Origin of the sequence: Mesosutterella faecium (genome assembly GCF_022809315.2) — a bacterium.
In the GTDB taxonomy this organism is placed as follows: Bacteria; Pseudomonadota; Gammaproteobacteria; order Burkholderiales; family Burkholderiaceae_F; genus Mesosutterella; species Mesosutterella faecium.
This window is the reverse complement of the sequence record NZ_JAKZJU020000001.1, coordinates 2,138,857-2,164,367: the sequence shown is the minus strand read 5'-3', so window position 1 is coordinate 2,164,367 and position 25,511 is coordinate 2,138,857. Positions and strand designations below refer to the sequence as shown.

Genomic DNA, 25,511 nt, shown 5'->3' with positions numbered 1-25,511 from the left:
TTGAATGCATTCGATTATTTTTTAACATGAAAAAGGATGAAAATTGTGCATGGCAGGGCGCAGGCCAAGCTTCGGCAGGGGGAATTCAAAAAGGCCTGCTTCCGGCGCTCCGGAGGCAGGCCCGCTGAATCAGTGCGGAGGCTTTCCCGCGCTTTAAATTTCGATCAGCTGGTAGGTCCCGGCTCCCATGCGGTTCCTGCGCATGGCGGTGAGCTGCGCCAGCCCGTGGCGCGACTCCATGCGCTCCACGAGGTCGTGGTTGTGGCCCGAGCCGTAGACGAGGTCGCAGGAGGCCTGGTCGATCGCGAGGATGTCGGTCGAGGCGAGGATCCCGATGTCGGGGATGGTGGGCTCGGCCGCGCTCGTGCCCGCGCAGTCGCAGTCGACCGACATGCGGCGCAGGACGTTGAGGAACGTGATGTGACGCCCGAAATGGTCGCAGACCGCCTTGCCGGAGTCCGCCATCGTCTCCATGAGCGGTTCCTTTGCGGGCCAGGCGTTCCAGTCCTCAGGCTGGTTGTCGATGCCCACGCCGTGCACCTGGGCCTTGCCGAGGTGGCCCGAGGCGTAGCCGATCGCGATGTTCTTGAGCGAGCCGCCGAAGCCGCCCATTGCGTGGCCCTTGAAGTGCGTGAGGACGACGAGCGAGTCGTAGTCCGCGAGGTGAGCCCCCATCGCGACTTCCTTGAGGCGAAGGCCGTCCTTCACCGGGAAGTTCACGTACCTGTCGTCCTCGTCCATGATGTCGACCGGGCAGAAGGTCCAGCCGTTCACCCTGAGCGTTTCGCGGTGGTCCTCGGTGGTGAAGCGGTCGCCGTGGTAGAGCGTGTTGCACTCGACGATCGCGCTGCCGGGGATCTGGGCCTGGAAGGCGCGCACCATGTCGCGCGGCAGGATGTTGGGGCCGTGCTTTTCGCCGGTGTGCAGCTTGATGCCCACTTTGCCGGTGATGCCGGCGTTCACGAGCCTGTAGAGCCGGATGAGGGTCTCGGCGTCGATTTTGCGCGAGAAATAAACCTTCGCCGTGTCCGCGCCGGCCTGGGCGGCGGAAACGCGGCGGCAGCCGACCACCGGGGCCTGCCTGAAGGGGGCGGCTTCCGGGCCTTCCTGGGGCGAGCTGTTAGCAAAGGTCATTTTTTTTCTCTCCTGAACTGATCAAGGGCCATCCAGTGAATGGAAGGATTCTAGGAAAATAGGCCGCCCGGGTCATGCGGCTGGCTGCTTCAAAGGATGCTTCATGATCCGGGTCCGGTTTCGGGCAGCAATCCACGGGCGGCGCGGGGGCGGGCCTTTTCCGCTCACCAGCCCCGCTTCCAGTCGTTGTACTCGTCAAAGGGCGGCACGCCCGCGATGTAGGATACCTCGGGGATGTCGGGCCGCAGCTGCCGGAGGGTCTCGAACCAGCCCACCACCATGCGGCCCCGGCGGCAGTGCAGCATGACGGGCCGCCCCTTGGGCAGCGCAAGCAGCCTTTTCTTCGACTCCTCCTCTCCCAGGTCCTCGGTGGGGATGTTCACTTCCCCCTCGAAGTGGTTTCGGTCGTAAAAGCCCCGGCCTGCGACGTTCACGATGACGAGGTCCGGCGTCTTCTCCATGTACTCGAGGGCGGCCTGCGGGGCGAGCCCTCCCAGATTCTTCTGCTGCGGCACGGTCTGTGCTCCCTGGCGCCGGTCAGCGGCTTTTGCTGCTTTTCGAGGAGGCCGCCTCCGACCCCTCGAGCCCTTCCTTCGCGCCCTTCACGGCGCCGGAGGTGGCGTGCCCGATCTTTTTCGTGGTGTCGCGGAAGAAGTGGCCGGTCTCGCGGGTCGCGTCGCGGAAGAAGTGGCCGACGCTGCGGCCCGTGTCCTTCACGGCTTCGCCCGCCTGGGAGGCGGCGCTGGGGGAGGAGCCGGCCGCGGCGGGGCTGGAGGCAGCGGCGGGCGTGGACGCGGCGGCCCAGGAGGCCGCGCTGAAGGCTCCGGCCGCAAGCACGATAAGCATCTGGCGCATCATCTTGATTCTCCAAAAAAAGGGATTGCGCAGAGAGCGGGAAAAAGGCGCTCTGCCGCACTGCCCCGATTCTAGGCCTGAAAGGGCGCCCGGACGAGGCCCGCGGGCGGCCTTGAGGGGCTCACATCAGCGGCGCGATCACCTTGAGCACGGCCCCGAGGAGCCTGCGGCCCGTTTTCTCGCGCCGGACGCTGCGGCGGGTGATGCGGCGGCACTGCCTGAGAGTGGCCTGGAAGTCGGCCTCGATGTCCGAAATGCAGTCCGCCTCGCGCAGGAACACCCCGCACTCGAAGTGGTGGTAGAGGCTGCGGTAGTCGAGGTTGATCGTGCCCACGAAGGCGCGGCCCCCGTCGCTCGTGCAGACCTTCGAGTGGACGAAGCCCGGCGTGTACTCGTAGATCTTCACCCCCGCCTCGAGCAGCCCCAGGTAGTGCGAGCGCGCCAGGGCGTCGGCAAACGGGTTGTCGTTTTTCCCCGGCACGATGATCTTCACGTCGATCCCGAGGCTCGAGGCGAGCCGCAGCGCGGTCTCGAGCTCGCCGTCCAGAATCAGGTACGGGGTCATGATGTGCACGTAGTGGTGGGCCCGGTTGAGGATCGACAGGTAGACGCTCTCGCCCACCTTGTAGGAGTCCATCGGATTGTCGGCAAAGGGGATCACGAAGCCCGTGCCCGAGGGGTCGTCCGGGGAGGACAGCCTCGCGTCCGGCAGCGAGTCGATCTCCTGCTCGTCGGCCCACATCTGCAGGAAGATCAGCGTGAAGGTGGCCACCGCCCGCCCCGTGATCCGCACCTCCGCGTCCTTCCAGACGCCGTAGGGGCAGTGCAGGTTGATGTATTCGTCGGCAAGGTTGAAGCCCCCCGTGTAGGCGGTCTCCCCGTCGATCACCATGATCTTCCTGTGGTCGCGGAAGTTGAACCGCGTGGTGAGAAACGGGCAGGCGGGGGAGAAGACCCGGCAGCGGATCCCCAGCGCCCGGAGCTTTTCGGGATAGTCGCCCGGAAGCCTCGAAAATTCGCAGGTTCCGTCGTAGAGCACCCGCACGTCGAGCCCCTCGGCCGCCTTTTTCGCGAGGATCTCGAGGATGCGGCCCCACATGATTCCCTCCTCGATGATGAAGTACTCGAGGTAGATGAATTTCTTCGCGCGCTCGAGCCGATCGAGCATGTCCTCGAAGGCGGGCTCGGCCATCGGGAAGTACTTCACGCCGCTTGCCTCGTAGACGGGGTAGCAGCCGGTGCGGGCAAGAAAGCGCGCGATCCCCGCGGTCTCGGGGTGAAGGTAGCGCAGCCGCTCCCAGGTGCCCGGGTCCTGCCGGATCGCGTGCCGGGTCGTCCTCACGATTTCGCGGGCCGAGCGCTTGAGCTTGCGGTGCCCGATGTCGTACTTGGTGTAGAGCAGGAGCAGCACTCCCAGCACCGGCAGCACCAGGATGAGAAAGAGCCAGGTGATCTTCGCGCTCGAGTCCATGCGGCTGTTGATGAGCGCGAGCACGATGGGAACGCTCACCGCCATCCACACGAAGATGTAGTCCGTCGCGTAGCCCGCGAGCCGGTAGGCGAGGAGGAACAGGAACGCGGCCTGCACGGCGATGAGGACCAGAAGAAATCCCGTGCGGCTGAACAGCAGCCCCCAGAAGCCGCGCCTGCCCTGCTTGAGCAGGCGCAGCCCCCGGTCCGCGGTCCTGCGCTTCGCCCTGTTGAAAAATTCCTGCGTGCTGCTCAATGCCGGCTCCTCCCCTCTTCAAGGGCTGATTCTAAGAGGCTTTGGGATGAAAGGCTCCTCTTTCAGGCGGAGCCTTGCAGGGCGGGAGGGAGAGGAGCGTCCGGCCCCTGCAGGGGGCTGGGCGGGATTAAAGAAAGAGAGGGCGGGCTTTCAGAGGTTCTTCCTGAAGAACGCCTCGATCCGGTCAAACGGGATCACGTCCATGCGGTCGTAGAGGTCGGTGTGCACCGCCCCCGGGACGATGAGCAGCTCCTTGTTCTGCCCCGTGAGGCGCCTGTAGACATCCTCGCTGTAGTAGCGCGAGTGCGCCTTCTCGCCGTGGATCAGGAGCACCGGGGTCTCGATCTCGCCGGCGTAGACGTTGATCGGGGTGTTCATGAAGGCGAGCAGCGAGCTCAGGGTCGAGCCGGTCGTGGAGCCGAAGGACCTCGGGTGGTAGCCGCGCTTTGTCTTGTAGAAGTCGTGGTAGTCGCGCACGAACTGCGGCGCGCCGGCGGGAAGCTTCTCCGGGACGCCGCCCGCCATGGCGTAGAGGCCCGTCCTGTAGTCGGCCGTGCGCTGGGCGCTGATTCTCTTTCTCGCGGCGATCCGGGAGGCCCGCAGCTCCTCCTTGGGCTTGCCGTTGTCGAAGTAGCCGTTGGCGATGTTGCGGCTCATGTCGTACATGGTGGAGGTCACCGTGGCGCGGATCCGGGGATCCTGCGCCGCGGCGTTGAGGGCAAAGCCGCCCCAGCCGCAGATGCCGAGGATGCCCACGCGCCCTCTGTCCGTTTCAGGATTGTTGAGCAGGTAATCCACCGCGGCGGAAAAGTCCTCCGTGTTGATGTCGGGGGAGGTGGTGTTGCGCGGCTGCCCGGCGCTCTCGCCCGTGAACGACGGATCGAAGGCGAGCGTGAGGAACCCGCGGGCGGCGAGCTCCTGCGCGTAGCGGCCCGAGACCTGCTCCTTCACCGCGCCGAAGGGGCCTGCAAGCGCAATCGCCGGCAGCTTCTGCCCGGCGGAGCGGGCTCTGGGCTCGTAGAGGTCGCCCACGAGCGTGATGCCGTAGCGGTTGTGAAAGACCACCTTGCGGTGGGCGACCCGGGCGTCCTCGGGAAAGACTTTGTCCCAGGCCTGGGAGAGGCTCGAGGCCTGGATGGTTTCCGCCGGCGCCCGCGAGGGCCCGGGGGTGTCCGCAGCGGCGGCCGTTCCGTCGCCCAGCGCGATGACGCCGGAGGAAAGGGCGCCAAGGGCCCCTCGGATGAAACGCTTCTTGTCCATTGCTGTCTCCTTGCCGCGCCCGGCCTACCTTCTGCGCTTTAGCGCGCGGGCCGGGCGGAAATGAACAGGAGAAATGTTCCCACGGAGCGTCACCGGGAAACTGCCTTAATTGATCTTTTTATGAACTTTGCGAAACAGCGGGGCCTTCTTCGCCCCTGGAGCGGACGTGGCTTTAGATTCCGGCGCTTTCCGCGGCTTCGGGCTGCCTTGAAGGCCGGGCGGCCCCTTTCTTTTTTGCCTGAAACAAGCTTCCTGGCGCGGGAGAAAAGGCGGCGGTCAGGTGCCCAGGGCGAACGCATGAAAGACAAGCTCTAAAAAATGAAAATTTTGAAAACTCAAGGGATAGGCCGTGACTTTTATAAATATACATATAATATATATTATAATAGATCAAGATCATAGGAGGCCCCAATGCCCGTCGACCAGAAGATCCTGAAGCTGATTCCCGAAGGCTGCCGAGTGAACTGGAACGCCACCAACAAGCGCTACTACGTTTTCAAATCGAAGTATGTCTACGATTCGTCGAAGAAGCGCGGGAAGGAGATCCGCACGCAGGTCGGCGTCGTGGTTGACGGAAAGTTTCAGTTCTCCAAGAGCTACCTGCTCAAGCAGCAGGTCAAGGAACTGAAGGAGACAGCCGCCAGAGCCGCAGAGAAATCGTCTGCTCGAACGGGAAAGCAGACGGCCGCGGAAACGAAACCAGTGCCCGACGGCGTAAAGGCAGCGCTTGATTCCGCGTCAAAAGTCAAGGACAGTCGTCAACAGTCCAAGGTCGTATATCCGCTGGACTACGTTTATCTCGTTTCGCTTCTTGCCAGTCTTTCGGGACAGACCAGCTGCGTGCAGATCGCCGATTTCTGGGCATCGAGCCGCCCGGCCTTGGAAGCGCTCTTCGATGATTTTCCCAGGGAAAACATCCCGCATGACACGGTCAGGCGTCTGCTGATGCTGATTGACCCGGCCGAATTTGCCTCGTTTTACAAACGCCTGGTCACCCCGCTGCTGGACCAATATCTCTCGCGCGTTGCGGCCGTTGACGGCCAGGCCGTTCGGGCAAGTCGTACGGAAAAAGCCGCCTCGGGCCGCTTTGCGCTGGCCTTCCATGACACGGAAAACGGAGTGGCGCTGTGCCAGAAGGTCGTGGGCGAGAAGGAAAATGAAATCACCCATGCGGCCTCCATGGTCGAAGGACTGGACCTGAGCGGGTGCGTTGTGACCGCGGATGCCATGAATACGCAGAGGAGTTTTGCCAAATCCCTGGTGGAAGCCGGGGCCGATTACTGCCTGGCGGTCAGGGAAAATCAGAAAACCCTCTGGCATGACATCCGGATGGCGTTTCTGGACGTCACTGAAACCCGGGCCAGGTCCTGGACGGGAGGCGCCGCGCTGGAGCACGGCAGACTGGAGCGCAGGAGCGTTCGCGTCCTGCCGGGATCCGTGCTCGGGCCGGCGCAGTGCGGGCACTGGATTGGACTGGAGGAAGGCTGCATCGTCGCAGCAGTGACCGAGTCAACAGACAAAAAGACCGGCAGAGAATCCAGCCAGGAGCGCTACTTCATCACCACGCTGCGCTGGGACAGCCGGCTGATTGCCGAGCAGGCCGCACGGGCGGTCAGGAGGCACCGGGGTGTGGAGAACGAGCTACATTACGTCCTCGACGTGGATTTCCAGCAGGACCGAACGCAGTGCAAAAATGCGAACTACCTTTACAACCGCGTCCTGCTCAACAAATTTGCCGTCGGGGTGCTGAACAAGCTTCAGAATGAAGAGAGCAAAGAATCAGCCGCTGAGCCCACAAGCAAAAAGCGTTGGATGAACAAACTGCGCTCTGCTCAAACGGCTCTCGCCGCTTTAGCGAGGGTTTACCAGGCGGCTGTTCATGCGTAGGCCCTGTCAGGTACCTGAGGCTGTGGGAGGGGCGTGGCTTTTTCCGCGAGCCCAGCAGTACAATTTTCCTTTAGAACAGCAGATTTACGCCCGGTGCGGTGCAGAGACGCTGCAGGAAGGCCGCGCCGTGCGCCCTTAGCAGAAAAAAAGAAGGAGGAGAGAAGATGAAGCTCGATCTCACAAGGCGCTCGCTCATCGGCGGCGCGGTGGCGCTGGCGGCGGCCGGTAGCTTTCCGGCCCTGGCTGCTCCGGGGGCCCGCCGCGCGGCGCGGGCCGAGGGGCGGGAGTTTGACGCGGTGATCATTGGCGCCGGCTGCGCGGGGCTGGTTGCTGCGATCTGGGCCGCAGACCTCGGGGCGAGGGTGGCCGTGCTCGAAAAGCGGGAGCGGCCCGACGGGAACGCGATCTACGCGCTGGGGACGCTCAACGCCTGGAATACGAAGCAGCAGAAGGCACAGGGCATCAAGGACTCGAGGGAGGCGTTCATCGCCGACATGATGAAGGTTTCGGCCGGCCGCGCCGACCGCAGGCTCACCGAGACCTACGCCGACCGCATCGGGCCGGACGTCGACTGGCTCGCCGATAAAATCGGCGTGAAGTTCGAGAAGATCCGGATGAGCCCCTGGCCGCGGCTCGGGCGCGGTCACCGCGTGACCAAAGGCGGCGGAACCGGGGGCGGCACGCTGGTGAAGACGCTGCTCAAGGCCGCGAGGCAGAGAAAAAACATTGAATTTTTCTTCGAGCATCCCGCGGTGAGGCTGCTCACCGACCGGACAGGCGCCGTGACCGGCGTGGTGGCGAAGGCCGAGGGCGGCCGCAGAATCTTCCGCGCGAAGGGCGGCGTGCTGATCGCGACGGGGGGCTTTTCCGCCAACCCCGAGATGACCGACATGTACATCGGGGGCTGGGCCTCGAGGCTTGCGATCCGAGGCTCGCGCAGCACCACGGGCGAGAACATCTCGCTCACGAAGCCGTTGCGCGCGAAGCTTGTCAACATGGACCAGTTCCACGCCGGCCCCATCGTGGCCGAGACGCATGTGAATCCCGCCGACGTCCTCAACTCGATGCGGGGCATCATCGTGGATCTGCGCGGGCAGCGCTTCATGAACGAGCAGAACACCTATGTGATCAAGGCGAAGACCTGCGCCGAGAAGACTATTGAGAACAAAGCGTTCGCCATCGTGGACGCGGACTGCCCCGTGCTGGGCACCACGATCCCGAAGTTCGAGCGCCTGCATAACCCCTACGGCAAGGCCGACTCGATCGAGGAGCTCTGCAAAAAGGTGGGGCTGCCGCCCGAGGCGACGCGAGCATCCGTCGATGCCTTCAACCGGGCGGTTGAGGCCCATTCGCTTGAAAAGCTCAATCCCCCCAACACGTACAGGAAGCCCGCGAAGATCGAAAAGGCCCCGTTCTACGCGATTCCGTTTGAAGGCGGCATGACGGCTACCTTCGGCGGCCCGCTCATCAACACGAAGGCCGAGGTCCAGGATCTGGACGGCAACACGATTCCCGGGCTCTACGCGGCGGGTAACGCCGCCGGAGGCCTTTTCTTCCGCGACTACATCGGCGGCTCCCAGCTCGGGGGCGCGACCGTCTTCGGCCATATCGCGGCCGAGCAGATGGCCGCCCGGGCGAAGGCCGCGAAGATCTGAGCCGCAGCGGCGCAGGAACATATAAGAAAAGGAGAACATGATGCTTAGGAAACTCACTGCTGCCCTGCTGGCTGCCGCGGGGCTCGCCCTTGCCGCGCAGGCCATGGCCGCGGGCGGCCCGTATCTGGCCGACCGCCATGTGGCCCGCGGCGCAACATGCGAAAGCTGCCACGGCGTGAAGACGCCCGCTCCCGGCTCCAGGGTGAAGACGGAGAAATGCCTTGCCTGCCACGGCTCCTATGAGAAAGTGGCGCAGAAAACCGCGGCCATGAAGATGAACCCCCATGACTCGCACCTGGGAGAGGTGAAGTGCACGGCTTGCCACAAGGGGCACCAGAAGCCTGTCCTGATGTGCAATGACTGCCACAAGTTCGACATGCAGCCAAAATAAGGAGGGTCGAAAGGCTGCGGCCCCTGTGCGCTGCGGTCTTTCGATGTGTGGGCCGCAATCCCGGACCGGGCTGGCCTGAGCACCAGAGACGGCACCGTGCCAGTCGGACACGGTGCGGGTCGCTCAACCGGGGAAAGAATTAATTTTAAAAGGCCTTTCCTGTTTTTTTGTCCGAGCGCTCCTCGGGGCCCTGCGAGGTCCCGAGGAGTTTTTTTTAGTGCCGGCGGCTGAACCGGGCCATGCCCGGACCGCGCAGGATGAACCCGCAGGGCAGAGTCCAGAAGAGGCTCTGGGCCGGACAGAATAAAGAATGGCCCTTCAGATAAAGATGTCTGAAGGGCCTGTGAACCTCTGCCGGGGCTGCGGAATCCGAAAGTTCCGATTCGGATGGAGCAGCCCGGCAGGCTGTTTTGCCTTTTTGTTACTTGGCGGCAGTCAGCGAGTCCACCTTCGATGCCAGAGCGTCGAACTTCGTCTGCAGAGCCGCAAGCTTGGCCTCGAGGGCGCGGTTCTTCGCTTCGGCTTCTGCCAGTTTGGCCTGGCTGTCGGCCGGACGCTTATAGCTGCCGCCGAAGCGGTAGGAAACGCCCATATTCACCATATGGCTGTCCGAGCCCGAAGCGGCGTAACCTGCCGAAATCAGCAGATTGCCCGTGTCAGTCGGGTACCAGAAGGCGCCGACCGAAACGCCTTCCCTGCTCTTGTAGTGACCGAGACCCGCGGAAATCGAGAACCGGTGCTCCGGATCAAAATCAAGCGGGTGCAGAGCGGCCAGAGCAGCGGCTGCGGCGCCGGACTTGTCAATGTCTTCATTGAGATTGTCAATGCGGCGGTTCGTCGCCCACAGCTGGCTGCCGACTACGGCATCGGTGGAATCCTTGGAGAGGGTTCCCGGAGCGAGGTTGGTGAACTGAGCTCCGCCTGCGTCGACCTTGCCGTCGGTCATCACGATGCTGGTCGAGCCGACCGTATGCGTGATGGACTGTCCAGCCTGCTGGACAATCGTCGTGCTGGACATGTTGCTGATGGATCCAGCAGTGACTCCGTAAGCTCCGGTGACGTTGTTGGTCAGGTTTCCACCGACCGTGTTGGTCAGATCGCCGACCGTCGTATTGGCGATTGACTGGGCGCTGTTGGTGATGGCGCCGGTGACACGGTTGTCAAGATTGCCGCCAATCGTAGCGCTCTGATTGCCGGTAATGGTGATCGTCCGGTCGCCGGTGACATTGGTCGTCTGGCCGCCGTTGTAGTTCTCCGTCACAAGGCCGGCTACAGTCTCCGTAAGCGTTCCTGCGACCGTGCTGCTCCGGTTTCCTCCGACCGTGGTGGTCTGATTGGACTGGTAGTCCTCGATCACATCGCCCTTGACAGTCTCGGAGAGCTTGCCGTCAACGTTGTTGGCCTGGTTGCCCTTGACCGTGGTGGTCTGGTTCTTGGCGACCGTGGTGGTCTGGTTCGAGTCGTAGGTTTCGTTCACATCCCCGGTCACTTTCTCCGTGAGCGTTCCGGCGACCGTGTTGCTCTGGTTGCCGTTGACCGTGGTGGACTGGTTCTTGGCGACCGTGGTGGCCTGGTTGGACTGGTAGTCCTCGGTTACGTCGCCCTTGACGGTCTCGGAGAGCTTGCCGTCAACGTTGTTGGCCTGGTTGCCCTTGACCGTGGTGGTCTGGTTCTTGGCGACCGTGGTGGTCTGGTTGGACCGGTAGTCCTCGGTCACATCGCCCTTGACGGTCTCGGAGAGCTTGCCGTCAACGTTGTTGGCCTGGTTGCCCTTGACCGTGGTGGTCTGGTTCTTGGCGACCGTGGTGGTCTGGTTGGACTGGTAGTCCTCGGTCACGTCGCCCTTGACGGTCTCGGAGAGCTTGCCGTCAACGTTGTTGGCCTGGTTGCCTTTGACCGTGGTGGTCTGGTTCTTGGCGACCGTGGTGGTCTGGTTGGACTGGTAGTCCTCGGTCACATCGCCCTTGACGGTCTCGGAGAGCTTGCCGTCAACGTTGTTGGCCTGGTTGCCTTTGACCGTGGTGGTCTGGTTCTTGGCGACCGTGGTGGTCTGGTTCGAGTCGTAGGTTTCGTTCACATCCCCGGTCACTTTCTCCGTGAGCGTTCCGGCGACCGTGTTGCTCTGGTTGCCTTTGACCGTGGTGGCCTGGTTCGAGTCGTAGGTTTCGTTCACATCCCCGGTCACTTTCTCCGTGAGCGTTCCGGCGACCGTGTTGCTCTGGTTGCCGTTGACCGTGGTGGACTGGTTCTTGGCGACCGTGGTGGCCTGGTTGGACTGGTAGTCCTCGGTCACGTCGCCCTTGACGGTCTCGGAGAGCTTGCCGTCAACGTTGTTGGCCTGGTTGCCCTTGACCGTGGTGGTCTGGTTCTTGGCGACCGTGGTGGTCTGGTTGGACTGGTAGTCCTCAGTCACATCGCCCTTGACGGTCTCGGAGAGCTTGCCGTCAACGTTGTTGGCCTGGTTGCCCTTGACCGTGGTGGTCTGGTTCTTGGCGACCGTGGTGGTCTGGTTGGACTGGTAGTCCTCGGTCACATCGCCCTTGACGGTCTCGGAGAGCTTGCCGTCAACGTTGTTGGCCTGGTTGCCCTTGACCGTGGTGGTCTGGTTCTTGGCGACCGTGGTGGTCTGGTTGGACTGGTAGTCCTCGGTCACGTCGCCCTTGACGGTCTCGGAGAGCTTGCCGTCAACGTTGTTGGCCTGGTTGCCCTTGACCGTGGTGGTCTGGTTCTTGGCGACCGTGGTGGTCTGGTTGGACTGGTAGTCCTCGGTCACGTCGCCCTTGACGGTCTCGGAGAGCTTGCCGTCAACGTTGTTGGCCTGGTTGCCTTTGACCGTGGTGGTCTGGTTCTTGGCGACCGTGGTGGTCTGGTTGGACTGGTAGTCCTCGGTCACGTCGCCCTTGACGGTCTCGGAGAGCTTGCCGTCAACGTTGTTGGCCTGGTTGCCTTTGACCGTGGTGGTCTGGTCCTTGGTGACGCTGGTCACCTGGGAGCCGGCCACCTTGGTCTCCATGTCGGACTTGAAGTCCTCGGTAACCTTGCCGGTGACGGTGTCAGTCCTGGCGCCGCCCACCGTCGTGGTCTGGTCCTTGGTGACGCTGGTCATCTGGGAGCCGGCCACCTTGGTCTCCATGTCGGACTTGAAGTCCTCGGTGACCTTGCCGGTGACGGTGTCAGTCCTGGCGCCGCCGACCGTGGTGGTCTGATCTTTGGTGATATTGGTAACCTGGGCACCGCCCACAGTAGTGGTCTGATCCTTGGCGACGGAAGTGGTCAGGTTCGAGCCGTAAGTCTCGCTCACATCCCCGGTCACTTTCTCCGTGAGAGTGCCTTTGACTTCATTGCTCTGGTTGCCGGCGACTTTGGTGGTCTGGTTGGACTGGTAGTCTTCGGTCACGTCGCCCTTGACCGTGGTGGTCTGGTTGCCGCCGACCGTGTTGGTGGTGTCACCCGTCGAGGTATTCTCTATCGTCTGAGCGGCAGTCTTGACTGTGCCGTTCGAGGCCGTCAGCGTGATGTTTTCAGCCGTCTGAACGATAGAAGTGGAGGAAGATGTGCCGGCCACCGTCGTGCTCTTTTGGGCAGCACCGTTCTGAAGCGTGCTGGCCTCAGTGACGGAGTTGGTCCCTGCTTTGTCTGCCACCTTATTCGTGATGGAGGTGGCGGTCACATCCGAGGAAGCGGAGTTGCCATCTTTGTCAGTCACAGAGAGGCTGACGTTGCTGGAAGTGGCGTTAAGGCCGAGCTGCGAGCTGTCGGAAGAGTCATTCAGCTTCAGTTCAAGACCGCTGTAGTCCAGCGAAGCAGATTCCGACTGAGTCGTGGAGGAAGACTTGTTCGAAATCTTGCCCTTATCGATATCGGTATAGTTGTCGTCTTCATGTCCGACATGTACCTTGTCGGTGTTGAAGGTTCCTGTAACGGTGAGATCGCGGGTAGTCGTCGTACCTGCGACGGTCATATTATTGACTCCAGTCACATTCCCGTCAGAGGAGACGTCGACGGTTCCAATGCTTCCGCTTGTAGCGGTCAGTTTATTGACGCCGGAGACGTTCCCGTCAGAAGTGATCTGCACGGTTCCCAGCTTGCCTCCGTTGGTACTGGAAATGGTATTTGCACTCAGGGTGTTGACGCCGCTTACATTACCGTCAGAAGTGAAGCTGACAGCCCCGATGCTTCCGGTGGCAGCCGTCATCTTTCCGGTAGCTGTGATGTTGCCGTCAGCAACGGAGACGTGCTGGGTCTCATTGCCGAAGTAGCCGGTCTTGCCCTTGATCTGCCCGGTAGCCGTGAGATCGCCTTTTACCTGTGTGTCATTAAGAGTTGTGGCACCGGCGACCGTCAGGCTGCTTTTGAGATTAGTGGCGCCGACGACATCGAGCGTACTGGTGAGTGTTGTCTCGCCGGCCGAAAGAGCACCCGTAACGGCGGCGGAACCCGCCTGAAGGGCGCCCGTGGTCTTGATGGCTCCTGCACCGGCGTCAAGGCTGGAGACTGTGGTCGCTCCCGCGTTCAAAGTCCCGTTCAACTTAAGGTTGTCAACAGTCTTGCTGGTGCCGGTGCTTCCTCCATAGGACAGCTGGCTTGTCGTTGAATCATACTGGACCGCATCGAGGGCTTTGGTCTTGATGTCTGTGAGAGAGGCTCCGCCGACTTGTGTGTTGCCGTCGATGCTGCCGGCAGACAACGTCCCTGTGGTTTTGATATTGCCCGTAGTGTCCATTGACGTGGAGCCCTCAATTTTTGAAGCACCGGTAATGGTTGCATCAGTCAGGGTTCCGCCGGTTGCGTCAGCTTTCTTTTCAATGGCAGCCTTGTTGGTTGCGGTGTCAGTCACGAGATCAGACAGACTCTTTCCGGTAGAGCCAATTTGAGCAGTCTCGGTCAATGTTGTGGCGGTGACAGTGTTCAGCTCGGCGTCTTCTCCTGATTGAATAAGTTTTGAAAGAGTCTTAGTGGTTGTGGTTGTTGTCGAGCCGTCGGACGAAGGGACTGAGTTGGAGATGGTTCCATCTTGCGGGTTAAGGGTAAATGTATAGTCGCCCGTCTTGTCCTGAATTACAGTTTTCCCGGTTGTTTCTGTCACCGTAATCAAGGTCCCTCCGTCCAGCTCCTTGATGACTATGCCAGTGGGTGAGTCAGCAATCGTAGCCGCATAGGCTGTTTCTCCCACCCCGGCCGCGGCGATTCCACCAAGAAGAACTGCCGTCGCGGCTTTGCGGGCGCCCTTCTTATGAGCCCTCGCGAATTCGCTCGCAACGACGAACATATTTCGGGAGGTGTCCCAGACAACTCTGTAGATTTTGTTCATATGAAAAAAGCTCCTTTGATTCGGTTTGAGAAAAAACTAGCGGAAATTCTTTGAGTCCTGAATCGGGTCCGTCCGCGCGTACACCTTGCGGAAAGACCCCAAACAGGGACTGCTGAAAAATTCGCTTTAGTGCCTGAACACCAGGGAGGAAGTAGAGGACTCCCTTTGACTCCGGCACTAGCAGAGTCGTGAATCTGATGAACAGCTAATAAATACCTGCGGCTGACGCACGCGCCGGAGGGAAAGCGGAAAGAAGACTGCGCGGGATGTAAAAAAAAGCCCTGGAGGGCGGGCTGCGTCTGGAAGCAGCGATGCGCGTCCGCGCGGGGCGGGCGTCTGTCTTGCTTTGACTCGCAGCAGGTCTCGGCAGGCTGTGCTTCACGGCTGATCCTTTCTCCGTATGAATAGCGGGGCCGGCGGGGGTGTCCCCGGCCGCCTCGGTTTCAGGCTTCAAAAGCTGATGCAGAAAATTCCGGCGCTTCCGTGGATGAATGTAACAAAAGCACATTGAGAAGCTATTGATTGCAATCAAAAAATATATAATTAATAAGTTAGTGCTTAAAAATAAAGGAATTTTTTCTTAGAGGGATGTTCCATCAAAGGAAAACGGCTAGGAAGCGGCCAAAGCAGATTTGTAAGATATTGAGAATGAATTAATTTAAAATTAAACGATTTTTTAGAAAAAGAAGCGGAAGCTGTTCAAAAGATCTTTAATTTCTCGATATATAAGCAAATCTTTCAATTATGTGTGCAGAGTACTCCATTTACAGGCAAGGATCCGCCTCAGGGACCGGCCATTTCATGAATTGAGATTGGGGGCGAGCTCTCTTTATTTCCCGGGCTCCTCCCGCTTGTCCTGAGGCGGACGCCTGGGCCTCTGCCGGAAACAGGAGATACGTTAGGAAAGCAGCGGCCTTCAGCTTGATGGCCAGAGGCGCTTTTCAAGCGCTTGGTCCCCTGGAAGAAGCGGGGGCTTTGCGTCAGGAGAGGCGGCTTTACGCGGCTGGCGGCCCGGGGCGCGGGCAGGAGAGGAGCCCGGCGGTCAGGCCGCCCGCGTCCGGGCGATCTCCCGCAGATTCTTGTTTCCCCTGATGGGATCGAAGAGCGAGGAGTGCACGAGCAGCATCCTGCCGTCTTTTTTAAGAAGTCCCTCGGAGCTCCACTGGGAGAACAAACGGCTCACCCAGGAGCGGTTGCTTGAGACAACGGTCGCAAACGCGGTCACGCTGAGGGGCACCGGAATCGGGTTCCAGCCGCCCTCGGAGAGCCGGTAGTAGGCCTCGATGAGCGAGTAGAGCAGTACCCGCAGCCGCATCTCGACAGGCAGCGTGTAGTTGCAGATCATGCCTTCCATCGTGCAGTGGTGCTTCCAGATGCAGGAGCGCATGGCCGTCTCCATGAGGGAGGTCGAGCTTCGCAGGGCCGACACATACTCGCAGCGGTCAAGGCTGAGCGCCTCGACGGGCCGTACGCAGGCGGCGTTGATCGGGAAGGCGACCGATCTGTCCGGGCAGGCCGCTGCGTCGAACTCCCCCACGCAGCGCCCCGGCAGCAGGATGTTGAAGACCTGAAGCCGGTCGCCGGCGTCGTAGTAGCCGAAAAGGACCACGCCCTTCGTGAGGAGATGAACGGCCGCCTTCTCGATCCCGTGGGGAATCATCTCGCCGAGCGAGAAGCGGACGGGCTTTCCCTTTGAACGGAAGATGTCCTGGATTTCCCGGGGCTCCTCGGGCATGACCCAGGGGGCGGTCTGAAAAATAGTCTGTTCAAGCAAGGTTTTCAAAGTCAAAGTGCTGCAAAGAAGCCTTTTGGAAATCTAGCCTAAAAAAAGAAAAGGAACCATCCCCCGGCGCCCGCAGGAGCCCGAAACCGTCTGCCAGGACACAGTGGCTTCTTCAGTGTGCGCTGCCGCACGGCTCCGGAAAAGGGCTCTGCCTAAGATTTCATTCATCCGAATTAGTTCTTTTGAAGGGGGAGGGGAGATGAAGAGAAGAGGTTTTCTCAAGCTCGCGGCGGCAGGAGTGCTAGGGGCCTGCGCGTCTGTTCCCGCCTGGGCCGCGGCCCAGGCGGTTTCGGCAGACGTGGTTGTGGTCGGGGGCGGCGGCTCCGGGCTTGCGGCCGCGGTCCGCGCTGCGGAGCTTGGCGCAAAGGTGGTGCTGCTTGAGAAAAACGGGGTGGTGGGCGGCGGCGCGGCTTTCGCCGAGGGGCTCTTCGGCATCGAGTCGCGCTGGCAGAGGGCGAAGAACTACGGGCTTTCCATCCCGCATGCGGCCGAATACCTGCAGCGCTTCGATCACTTCAAGTCCGATGCGAAGTTCCGCAGGCTCTACCTCGAGCAGTCGGCCCCGACCCTGGACTGGGTCGCTCAGCACGGCGTGAAGTTCGAGGCCATCCAGGTGAGCCCCTCTGAAACCCTCACTTGGCACGTGATCGGGCAGTACAAGGGCGACCAGCACGGGGCGGCCTACGTCCACGCCCTTGCGGACTCGGCCGCGAAGCTTGGGGTGAAGACCTTGCTGAGCACGCCGGCCAAGAGCCTCATCATGAAAAACGGGCGCGTGGCCGGCGTGAAGGCTGAAGGTGCGGCGGGCGAGCTTGACATTTCGGCCTCTGCCGTCATCCTCGCCACCGGGGGCTTTGGCGACAACCCGGAGCTGGTCCGCAGCCTCTTAGGCTACGATCCCGCACGCGTGAAGTCGAGCGTCCCGCTGCATAAGACCGGCGACGGCTTCCTCATGGCGAAGGCTGCAGGAGGCGCGCAGACCGCGGCGACCGCGGTCATGCATCCCGGCACCGAGGGCAGGGGCATCAAGTTTCTGAGCAATCTTTACGTGATGAGCTGGCAGCCTGCAAACCTCTGGGTGAACGATCACGGCGAGCGCTTCGCCCCCGAGACCCTTTCATTCGAGTTCGCCCTGGCCGGCAATGCGATCGCCTCGCAGCTGCACAGCGAAGGCTGGGTGATCTTCGATGACGCCGCGATCGACTACATGAAGACCCAGGGCGCCGACGTCGGCGTGGGCGTCATCATCCCGACGATGACCAAGCTGCCCAACATCCGCAGCGAAATCAATGCGGCGATCGCTCAGGGCAGCGACGCCGTGAAGTCGGGGGCCACGGCCGAGGAGCTCGCCCGGGCCATCGGCGTGCCGCCCTCCGCGCTCAAAAAGACGCTCGAGACCTACAACCGCGCGGCCGAGGAGAAGTACGACGGCGAGTTCTTCAAGCTCACGCAGTGGCTGCGCCCGATCGGAAAGGGCAGGCTCTACGCCCTGAGGCTGCGCCCCTACTGGTTCTGCACGCTGGGCGGCACCCGCACCGACCGCAGCCTGCGCGTGGTTGACGGCGACGACCGGCCGATTCCAGGGCTTTATGCGGTCGGGGCCGAGACGGGCCGGATGTACGGCGACACCTACACCACCTGGACCTCGGGCCATCTCTTCGGCTTTGCGGCCTGGTCGGGCAAAGCGGCGGCCGAGACTGCCCTGAAGGATATGGGGAAATGAAAAGGAAGCGGAGGCGCGTCCTCCGCTTCTGAAAAAAAGACCCGCCGTCCCCGAAGGGCGCTCTGCGCTCCTCCCGGGCGGCTTCTCGCAGGAGAAGGATATGAGACAAAAAGCCATACCGGCGCTCGAGACCCTGATGTCGGCGGCCCGCACCATCGGGAACCCTTATCTGGAGCGCGCGAAGAAAGCAGGCCGGAAGATTGTCGGGGTGCTCTACGACGAGGTGCCCGAGGAAATCATCAGCGCGGCGGGCGCCGTCCCCGTGCTTCTGCGGGGCACCGGCTCGGACGGAACCGAGCTCGCGGACCCGTATTTCAGGGAGCTCACCTGCGGCTACACCCGCCACACCTTCAACGAAATCCTGAATGGAAAGTGGGACTTCCTTGACGGCGCGGTGATTTACAACAGCTGCGACCACATGCGGCGCATCTATGACAACTGGGTCCGCAGGCCCGTCTCCCCTGTCTACAGCTTCATCTATGCTCCGAAAAAGGGCGGGGAGCTGGCCAGGCGCTTCTATGCGGAGCAGATCCGCGACTTCCTGCACAGAACCGAGGAAAGGTTCTGTGTCGCCCTCAATGAGGAGCGGTTGCGCGCAGCGATCCGCCTGCACAACGAAAAGCGCCGCCTGCAGCGCGAGCTCTATGCGATGCAGAAGGGCAGGCGCATCGCCCTTACCGGCACGGAGCTCCTGCTCGTGATGATGGCCGGGAAGTCCCTGCCGGTTGAAGACTACAACGCGCTGCTTCGGGAGCTGATCGCTTCGCTCAAGTCGTGCGCGGAAACGTTCGAGCCCGGGGTGCGGCTTCTCTACATGGGAGCCCATGCCGACGAGCCGCTGTTCTTTGAGACGCTCGAGAGCGAGGGCGGCCAGATTGTGGTCGACAGCACGGGCTTTGGCGAGCAGTCCTGCGAGCTTGACGTCCGCGAGGACGCGGATCCGTTCGAGGCTCTCGTGAGCTACTACTTCGAGGAGACCCCCGCGATGCCGCGCAAGTTCGGAACAGCTCCGGCGCGCGCCGGGCACCTGCTGCGGCTCGTGAAAGATTACGCGGTGGACGGCGTCATTGTGACCCGCCTTACGATGTGCGACCTCTGGGCCTTCGAGCAGTACATGCTGCGCCCGGTTCTCGAAAAACAGGGGATTCCGTCACTCGAGCTAGAGACGGACTACATCCTGCAGAACCGGGGTCAGCTCGCAACCCGCATCCAGGCTTTTGTCGAAAGCATCCGCAGCTCGCGCGGGTCCTGAAAAAGTGGAGAAACAAGAAAATGACAGCAAAGATTCCAGGCACGGAGCGAATCGAGGAGTACGTCACCCGCCTCACCGGGATGATCGACCAGATGAAGGCGCTGCCCGCCGAGCAGCAGAACCCGCTCGCGATTTTCCTGCTTGAGGCCCTTCGCGAGCGCGACCAGCGCGTGCTGCACGCGGCAGCGGCGGGCGAGCCCTTCATCGTGAGCTGGTACGGAAACCTGCCCGAGATCTCGGACTCGATGGGCATTGTCGACTACAACCCGATTTCCGACATCTTCTTTCACCTCGGAGTGACAAATCACGCCGACGCCTACGAGCTAGACAAGCTCGACTTCGATCCCCACGTCTGCACGCTGATCCGCTTCGGCATCTACGCGATGAAAAATCACCTGATGCCAAAGCCCACGGCTTTCGTTGCCATGGCCGAGCCCTGCGACGGGCAGCTCATGATCCATCAGTCCTGGGAGGAGATCGGAGCGGCGGCGGGCGCCCCCGTCTATCAGATCGACCCCACCTACGGGACGACCGAGCGGGACTACCGCTATGTCGCCGATCAGCTGCGCGAGCTGATCGCCTTCTACGAGAAACACTGCGGCGTGAAGTACAGCTTTGAAAAGCTCAAGGCCGTGGTTGACGAGACCAACGTCCAGTACGACCTCTGGAAGCAGGTGAACCAGTGCGCGTCGGCCATTCCCTGCCCGCTGCCCTCCTTTGCGGTGAACGACGCCTTCTGGTACCTGATGCAGCACCTGATCCCCTGCGGCGACAAGCGCGTCACGCAGGCGATGCGCGCGGTGCTCGACATGGCGAAGAAAAACGCGGCGAATCACGTCGGCGCGGTGCCGCACGAACAGATCCGCGTCTACTGGCCGGATCTCAATCCGCTCTGGGACATGAGGCTTGCCGACTGGCTCGCAAAGGAGTGGGGCGCCGTAGTGGTGGGGTCGTTTACCGGACTCACGCCCTATGAGTGGATCGACACTTCGAGCGAAGAGAGCACGTTGCTCGGGCTTGCAAGAAGGGGCACGACCGAGGTGCCGATGATCCGGCAGGGACGCGGAACCGTCGACCTCTTTACGGAAGACCTCACGCGCGAAGTGCAGAACCTCAACGCGAACTGCGTGATCTTCCCCGGCCACATGGGCCACAAGGACCAGTCAGGCATCGCGAAGTTCCTGCGCGAGGCCTGCCGGGATCTGGACGTCCCGCTGCTCAGCATGACGACCGATCTGTTTGACTCGCGCTGCGGGAACTTCGACAAGATGACGAGCGACATCTCGAACTTCTTCAGCGCGCACGGCTGGAAGCCGCTTCGCGAGCAGCGCTGAGACCCGAGGGGCCCGGACCTGCCTTCAGGCAGTGGCCGGGCCCGCGCGGGAGAAGCTTAACAAGGCCTTCAGGAGATGCCAGGCCTCTCCTGAAGGCCTTTTCAGCACCTGCTTTCCCCGGGATGAAAACCGTTGCTCAGCCGGATGCGGTTCTGGGGTGCGCTGCCCGACGGGCCGGGGCAGACCCGGATCTGCTGAACCTGTTTCCCTTCCTCCAGCTCCGGCGTGGTTCTTTTAGAAGCGCTCTTTCCCTCGGGGGAGCAAACCGCAGCGGGACAGATCGTCCATGGCAGCCTCGGCTTCGGCGGCAGGGCTGCGCTAAGAGCGCAGGGCGAGCGGCGGCCCTGCAGCCAAAGCTCGAATCTAAAGCCTCCGGTCGTCACCGGGGCTCTAAAAGCGGAAGGACTGCGGTTTGGCCGGCGGGTCCGGTCAAAATTCGTGGCTGATGCCGGCAAACACCGTTTGAGCGTCCTAGCCGCGGTAGTTGGTCTTGTAGAGGAAGTCCGTCGGGGCGAAATTGAAGTGCAGGGAGCAGTCGGTTCCCGCTTCGACCGCATAGCCCGCGTTGTCTTCATTGAAAACTGCCTGGATGCCGCAGTAGATGCGAGTGCGCTTGGACAGTGGATAGTTGTACTTGGTGCCCACTGATCACGCGTCGGCTTTTCTGCGAGACTGATTCTTGAAATAGAAGCCTGAAACCATCCAGAGGCCTCCCGCGACCGGGGTCGAAGTTCCGGCTTGGACCATCCAGAAGCTGCTGGATCCATTTTCTGCGGAGCCCCATTTCTTTTCAAACTGCAGCACAGGCTTCGTAAAGCCTAAGTCGTAGCTCATGGAGGCGTTGAGCCACTTGACGTCGTAGGGCTCATGGGAAATGACGGTTTGGATCCGGTTCTGATAAAGGAAGCTCACCATGGCCGAGAAAGCGCCGTGGTCGAACTTCGCCGCATAGAGTTGTACAAATTTCCCTTGGTGCTCGATTTTGAGCCGCGGCCGGCAGTCTGCTCGCCCAAAGACATGAAGAGGAAATTAGTGAGGCCTATCGAAGTGGGAAGAACATAGGAGAAAGAGTTGTTGATTCGGCTGAGCTCGCCGTTGTCGCCGCAGGTGCTCGCGGGACCTGCCATGAAGAAGCTCGAGTCCGAAGAGCCGATTGAAAGGCCTGTTGGGTCGTAGAAGAGGAAGGTGAGGAAGTGCGGCGTGTACTGGCGTCCAAACGAGAGCGGACCCCAGTAGCCGCGGATGCCGACCTCGGCCTCCCGGTCGAACAATGTACGGCCGTCGTTCGTCCCGCTGTACGAGCCTTGGTCGATGTAAAACGCGGTGTCAAGGTTAAAGAACACTTGGCTGCCGTTTTGAAGGTCTTCCACTCCTTGCATTCCGATGTGCGTCGCGTTGACGCCGCCGCTTGAAAGCGCGCTCGAGTACTCGCTGCCCATACGGTTGACGGCGATGAATGTGTCTACGGTGCCGTTGATCTTCAGGTAAGAGGAGGTTCCTGAGGAAGCGCTCACGGCAAGGACAGCCGCCGTAGCGAAGAACTTTGCGGCTTTATTCATCTAGCTCTCTTTGAAGACAAATTCTCCTGAATTAAAGTCTATAGAGAGGATTGATTTATCGATGTTTTTTTGTTAACGGCAGTTCAAGGAGCGTCCGCGGGGCAGCTGCACGGCCGATGGGAGAGAAGGTGCGGCAGCAGGCAAAAAAAACCGGCAGACTTTTTGCAAAGCTGCCGGAAAAACACATTCAAAGGAGAGTCCGCCATGCAGAATACTGCGGTTCGGGGCGGTGCCGATTCGCAGGGGAACGCTTGATTCCCATGCCTGAAACTATACCTGCGGGGCCTGCAAAAAACCTTTCTGAAGTGCAACCAAATGCGAGAATCAGAAACACTTTGGAAACAACCTCCTCCGGGGCCGCCGCGGGCTGGCGGGTTTCTATACTGAAAAGAAGCACTGTATTTCGGCAAAGATAACGGCCCGCGTTTTTCCGGAGCCTGAAGAGAAGAGGAGAAAAGAACTATGGGCGAGAATTCCGCTGAAATGGCGGTGACGTTCCGGCAGGCGCAGAGAAAGGACGTGGGGGTCATCCTGCAAATGATCCGCGCGCTTGCGGCCTATGAGCGTCTGCAGGATCAGGTGACGGCCACCGAGGCGGTGCTCGAGGAATGGCTCTTTGACAAAAAGAAGGCCAGGGTGCTTTTTGCCATGGTGGAGGGCCGGGAGGCGGGCTTTGCGGTCTATTTCTACAATTTTTCAACCTTCCTCGGCCGGGCGGGGATCTATCTGGAAGACCTCTTTGTCCTGCCGGAGTTCCGCGGCAGGGGGATCGGGGGCGCCATTTTGAAGCGCCTGGCCGGAATCGCCCTGGAGGAAGGCTGCGGCAGGCTCGAGTGGACCTGTCTCGACTGGAACGAGCCCTCCATCCGCTTTTACTTGTCGCGGGGAGCGCGCCCGATGTCGGACTGGACGAACTATCGGGTGGAAGGCGAGGCCCTGAGAAAGCTCGCGCAGGAGTAGCGCGGGCCGCGTACCGCCGGCCCCTCCCGAGAGGGGGAGAGGCGCTTTTGAGGGATGACAAAAGAAAAGCCGCCGGGACTGTTTTTGAGCCCCGGCGGCTCCGTCTGAGTGGAGAGAGTTTCAGACGGTTACTTGAGCTTCAGATCCTTGATCGCCTGGGTGACGGCTGCGTGGCCGGACCAGGAGGAGAAGCCGAAGGCGTTGCCGGAGGTGAACACCGGGTAGGTGTCGCCGTAGGTGCCGGACGCGTCCATGCCGGTCACGTAAAGGCCGGTGATCGGCTTGCCGTTCGTGTCAAGGGCACGCAGGTACTGGTCGACCACCACGCCGCCGTAGGAGGTGAAGTGGTAGGGCTTCACGCGAAGCGCGTGGAACGGCCCCTTCTTGAGCGGCACCAGCCACGGAGACTCCTTCTGGAAGGCGGCGTCGTAGCCCACTTCGCAGGCCTTGTTGTACTGCTCGACCGCGGCCTTGAAGTTCTTTTCCGGAACTCCGATCTTCGCGGCGAGCTCGTCCAGGGTGGCGGCGCTCTTGAAGCCGTCGGAGTTGGCGGCGTCAGCCTCGGCCATTTCCTTCCTGAGGTTGGTGAGCTTCTTGCCGGTCGGGATCAGGACGCCCACGCCGTTGTCGATGCCCTTGGTCTCGTAGAACTTCACCTGGTTCTCGTCGAAGATCGCCCAGGCGTATTCGCCGCGCTGCGCGATGAGGGCGTTGCCGGTGTCGGAGAACTCGTGCACCACGGTCTCACGCACGAAGCGGTTGCCGTCGGCGTTCACCCACATGCTGCGCGGGGCCCAGGTGAGAGAGTAGAGGTCGCCCAGGAACTTGATGCCCTTGCCCTCAGTGCCGGGATGCAGCATGAGTCCCACGGGTCCCGGGGCCGCACCCGCCTCGCGGGCCATCACGATGCCGTCGCCCGTCTTGTTAAGGGGCGCGGTCGGCTGCACGAGCTTCGGGTTCACGTGCGCCCAGTCGCGCAGCTTCTCGGGGCTGTTGCCGTAGCCGCCCGAGGCGATCACGACCGCCTTCGCGCGGATCGTGTAGGTGTTGCCCTTGTTGTCCGCGGCCTTCACGCCCACAACCCTGCCGCCTTCCTTGATGAGGGACTTGGCCGGGGTATTGGTGTAAATCTTGCCGCCGTGGGCGAGCACGTAGTCATTGAGCAGCTGGATGTAGGCCGCGCCGTGCTCCGTTCCCTTGTAGGGGCCGACGACGTGCCAGGAGATGAGCTCCGTGGTGGACATCTGCGTGAGGTTGAATTTCATCCCATGGGCGGCGAGCCAGTCGAGGTTGCCGGCAGAGCCCCGAAGGAAGCGCTTCACCAGGGCGCCGTTCGCCTTGTAGTGGGTGAAGTTCATGATTCGGTCGTAGGCGTAGTCGACCGGCAGCGAGTAGTTCCTCAGCCTCTGCCACTCGGTCTGGGCGCCAAAGAGCCCTTCGGCCAGGGCGGCACCGCCGCCGACGAAGGCGTTCTTTTCAAGCAGCACCGTCTTCAGGCCCGCGTCGACCGAGGCCGTGGCGGCGGCCATGCCGGCCGCGCCGCCGCCCACGACGACCACGTCGGCCGCCAGGCTGTTCTCAGCGGCGCCCGCAGCGCCGGCCATCGCGATGACAGCCGCCGCCACCGCCGTCTTGGACAGGAATCTCTTGAAGCTCATAGGTGACATCTCCTTTGTCTGCTGTGCTGCGGAAAGCAGGAGGCGAAGAATCCGCCCGGCTCTTTCCGCCCATAAGGAAAAGGATATAAAGAGAAGCACGGAAGCGGTGTCGACTGAGCAACAAAAAAACGCTGAGGGCTGGGACGGGAAGATTCTCTGGCCTTATTTCCCGAGCATCCGCCGGCGCTGCGCCTGGTCGAGCTCCCGCGTCCAGTCGTAGTCGTTTTCAAAAAGGGCGCCGTGAAGCACCAGTCGCCTGCCGTCCCGGCGGGCGAGCCCCTTGTCGACCCACTCGTTCACAATGGTGCTGATCGTCGAGCGGTTGGAGGCGACGATGTCGGCGATCTCGAAGGTCGTGAGGTTAAGGGGCAGCGGATTCCAGTCCTGGGGCTTTAAGGGGTAGTAGGTGCCGATGATGGCGGAGAAAAGCGCGATCAGGCGCTTTTCGAGCGGGAAGGTGAAGTTCGCGAAAAGCCCTTCCATATGGGCTTCTTCCTTGGTGATCGCGCTGCGCGTATAGAGATAGAGCAGCTTGGGGTCCTTCAGGACTTCGCGCCGGTAGAGGTCGCCGGACACCGTGAGGACCTCGGAGGGGCGGGCGGTCACCGCGATGATGTTGAGGTGGAACTCCGTGAGGGCGTCTAGGTCGCCGATCACCCGGTGGGGCGGCAGCAGGGCGAAGATCCGGTCCCGGTCCTCATTGTCCGGAATGGAAAAGAACGCCATGCCCTTCACGAGATAGCTCACGTCGCCCTGCTCCCCGCCGTGGGTGAAGAGGTGCCCCTTCGGCAGTTTGCGGCGGACGCCGTATTTTTCAAAGATGGCGGCCAGAGGGCCGGGCTCTTCATGATGGATCCAAGGGCGGCTGAGAAAAACCTGACGCACGGATTGCTCTCCTAAAAAGAGGCCTTTCCCGGCTGCTTACGGGGGGAGCCTGGGAGGGTAAGGCCCATAGTAGCGGCGATTGGCCTCGGAGGCCAGAATTTTCTGTGCGGCAGGCCACGTTTTCAGGAAGAACTCTTC

The 25,511-nt window shown here is 61.5% G+C and carries 19 protein-coding genes; 7 read left to right on the top strand and 12 right to left on the bottom strand.

The window, feature by feature from the left end:
• Positions 1-153: 153 nt before the first annotated feature.
• The 5 genes from MUN46_RS09680 to MUN46_RS09660 form a co-directional block, all read right to left on the bottom strand.
• On the bottom strand, positions 154-1,134 hold the full coding sequence (locus MUN46_RS09680) for a DUF362 domain-containing protein (RefSeq protein ID WP_243377020.1): 981 nt from the start codon (positions 1,132-1,134) through the stop codon (positions 154-156).
• A 164-nt stretch (positions 1,135-1,298) separates the two neighbouring features.
• Complete coding sequence (locus MUN46_RS09675) at positions 1,299-1,649, bottom strand: rhodanese-like domain-containing protein (RefSeq protein WP_243377019.1); 351 nt, start codon at positions 1,647-1,649, stop codon at positions 1,299-1,301.
• Between the two features lie 22 nt (positions 1,650-1,671).
• The gene (locus MUN46_RS09670) at positions 1,672-1,992 is read right to left on the bottom strand and encodes a hypothetical protein (RefSeq protein WP_243377018.1); all 321 of its coding nucleotides are present in this window, start codon (positions 1,990-1,992) and stop codon (positions 1,672-1,674) included.
• Between the two features lie 118 nt (positions 1,993-2,110).
• Complete coding sequence (gene cls, locus MUN46_RS09665) at positions 2,111-3,715, bottom strand: cardiolipin synthase (RefSeq protein ID WP_243377017.1); 1,605 nt, start codon at positions 3,713-3,715, stop codon at positions 2,111-2,113.
• A gap of 150 nt (positions 3,716-3,865) precedes the next feature.
• Entirely contained in the window at positions 3,866-4,975 is a 1,110-nt protein-coding gene (locus tag MUN46_RS09660) for an alpha/beta hydrolase (RefSeq protein WP_243377016.1), read from the bottom strand.
• 411 nt (positions 4,976-5,386) lie between these two features.
• On the opposite strand from MUN46_RS09660, the gene MUN46_RS09655 reads away from it, so the two are divergent.
• From MUN46_RS09655 to MUN46_RS09645, 3 genes are all read left to right on the top strand, one after another.
• The gene (locus tag MUN46_RS09655; protein ID WP_243377015.1) at positions 5,387-6,862 is read left to right on the top strand and encodes an ISAs1 family transposase; all 1,476 of its coding nucleotides are present in this window, start codon (positions 5,387-5,389) and stop codon (positions 6,860-6,862) included.
• A gap of 164 nt (positions 6,863-7,026) precedes the next feature.
• Positions 7,027-8,517, top strand: coding sequence for an FAD-dependent oxidoreductase (locus tag MUN46_RS09650; protein ID WP_243377014.1), 1,491 nt, complete (start codon positions 7,027-7,029; stop codon positions 8,515-8,517).
• Between the two features lie 37 nt (positions 8,518-8,554).
• Positions 8,555-8,908: a cytochrome c3 family protein gene (locus tag MUN46_RS09645; protein ID WP_243377013.1), complete on the top strand. Its 354-nt coding sequence runs from the start codon at positions 8,555-8,557 to the stop codon at positions 8,906-8,908.
• Positions 8,909-9,329: 421 nt separating this feature from the next.
• Here MUN46_RS09645 and MUN46_RS09640 read toward each other — a convergent pair whose 3' ends face one another.
• Positions 9,330-14,219 carry an ESPR-type extended signal peptide-containing protein gene (locus tag MUN46_RS09640; RefSeq protein ID WP_285230608.1) on the bottom strand — a complete coding sequence of 1,630 codons (4,890 nt, stop codon included), beginning with the start codon at positions 14,217-14,219 and terminating at the stop codon, positions 9,330-9,332.
• A gap of 1,042 nt (positions 14,220-15,261) precedes the next feature.
• On the bottom strand, positions 15,262-16,002 hold the full coding sequence (locus tag MUN46_RS09635; protein ID WP_285230607.1) for a Crp/Fnr family transcriptional regulator: 741 nt from the start codon (positions 16,000-16,002) through the stop codon (positions 15,262-15,264).
• A gap of 199 nt (positions 16,003-16,201) precedes the next feature.
• Between MUN46_RS09635 and MUN46_RS09630 the strand changes: the two genes are divergently transcribed.
• From MUN46_RS09630 to MUN46_RS09620, 3 genes are all read left to right on the top strand, one after another.
• A complete protein-coding gene (locus tag MUN46_RS09630; RefSeq protein WP_243377010.1) occupies positions 16,202-17,725 on the top strand; it encodes an FAD-dependent oxidoreductase in 1,524 nt (507 codons plus the stop codon).
• 100 nt (positions 17,726-17,825) lie between these two features.
• The gene (locus tag MUN46_RS09625) at positions 17,826-18,977 is read left to right on the top strand and encodes a 2-hydroxyacyl-CoA dehydratase subunit D (protein ID WP_243377009.1); all 1,152 of its coding nucleotides are present in this window, start codon (positions 17,826-17,828) and stop codon (positions 18,975-18,977) included.
• Between the two features lie 20 nt (positions 18,978-18,997).
• Positions 18,998-20,311 carry a 2-hydroxyacyl-CoA dehydratase family protein gene (locus MUN46_RS09620; protein ID WP_243377008.1) on the top strand — a complete coding sequence of 438 codons (1,314 nt, stop codon included), beginning with the start codon at positions 18,998-19,000 and terminating at the stop codon, positions 20,309-20,311.
• A 471-nt stretch (positions 20,312-20,782) separates the two neighbouring features.
• Here MUN46_RS09620 and MUN46_RS09615 read toward each other — a convergent pair whose 3' ends face one another.
• From MUN46_RS09615 to MUN46_RS09605, 3 genes are read right to left on the bottom strand one after another with little or no spacing between them, the layout of a single operon-like run.
• Complete coding sequence (locus MUN46_RS09615) at positions 20,783-20,956, bottom strand: hypothetical protein (RefSeq protein ID WP_243377007.1); 174 nt, start codon at positions 20,954-20,956, stop codon at positions 20,783-20,785.
• 3 nt (positions 20,957-20,959) lie between these two features.
• A complete protein-coding gene (locus MUN46_RS09610; RefSeq protein WP_243377006.1) occupies positions 20,960-21,226 on the bottom strand; it encodes a hypothetical protein in 267 nt (88 codons plus the stop codon).
• Positions 21,220-21,870, bottom strand: a complete 651-nt coding sequence (locus MUN46_RS09605; protein WP_243377005.1) for a porin — start codon at positions 21,868-21,870, stop codon at positions 21,220-21,222. Before MUN46_RS09605 ends, MUN46_RS09610 begins: the two co-directional genes overlap by 7 nt.
• A gap of 483 nt (positions 21,871-22,353) precedes the next feature.
• On the opposite strand from MUN46_RS09605, the gene MUN46_RS09600 reads away from it, so the two are divergent.
• Positions 22,354-22,830, top strand: coding sequence for a GNAT family N-acetyltransferase (locus tag MUN46_RS09600; protein WP_243377050.1), 477 nt, complete (start codon positions 22,354-22,356; stop codon positions 22,828-22,830).
• A 128-nt stretch (positions 22,831-22,958) separates the two neighbouring features.
• On the opposite strand, the gene MUN46_RS09595 is transcribed toward MUN46_RS09600, so the two are convergent.
• Together MUN46_RS09595 and MUN46_RS09590 are read right to left on the bottom strand one after the other, a co-directional pair.
• Positions 22,959-24,488: an FAD-dependent oxidoreductase gene (locus MUN46_RS09595; protein WP_243377004.1), complete on the bottom strand. Its 1,530-nt coding sequence runs from the start codon at positions 24,486-24,488 to the stop codon at positions 22,959-22,961.
• A 162-nt stretch (positions 24,489-24,650) separates the two neighbouring features.
• Positions 24,651-25,373, bottom strand: coding sequence for a Crp/Fnr family transcriptional regulator (locus tag MUN46_RS09590; protein WP_243377003.1), 723 nt, complete (start codon positions 25,371-25,373; stop codon positions 24,651-24,653).
• Positions 25,374-25,511: the final 138 nt, after the last annotated feature.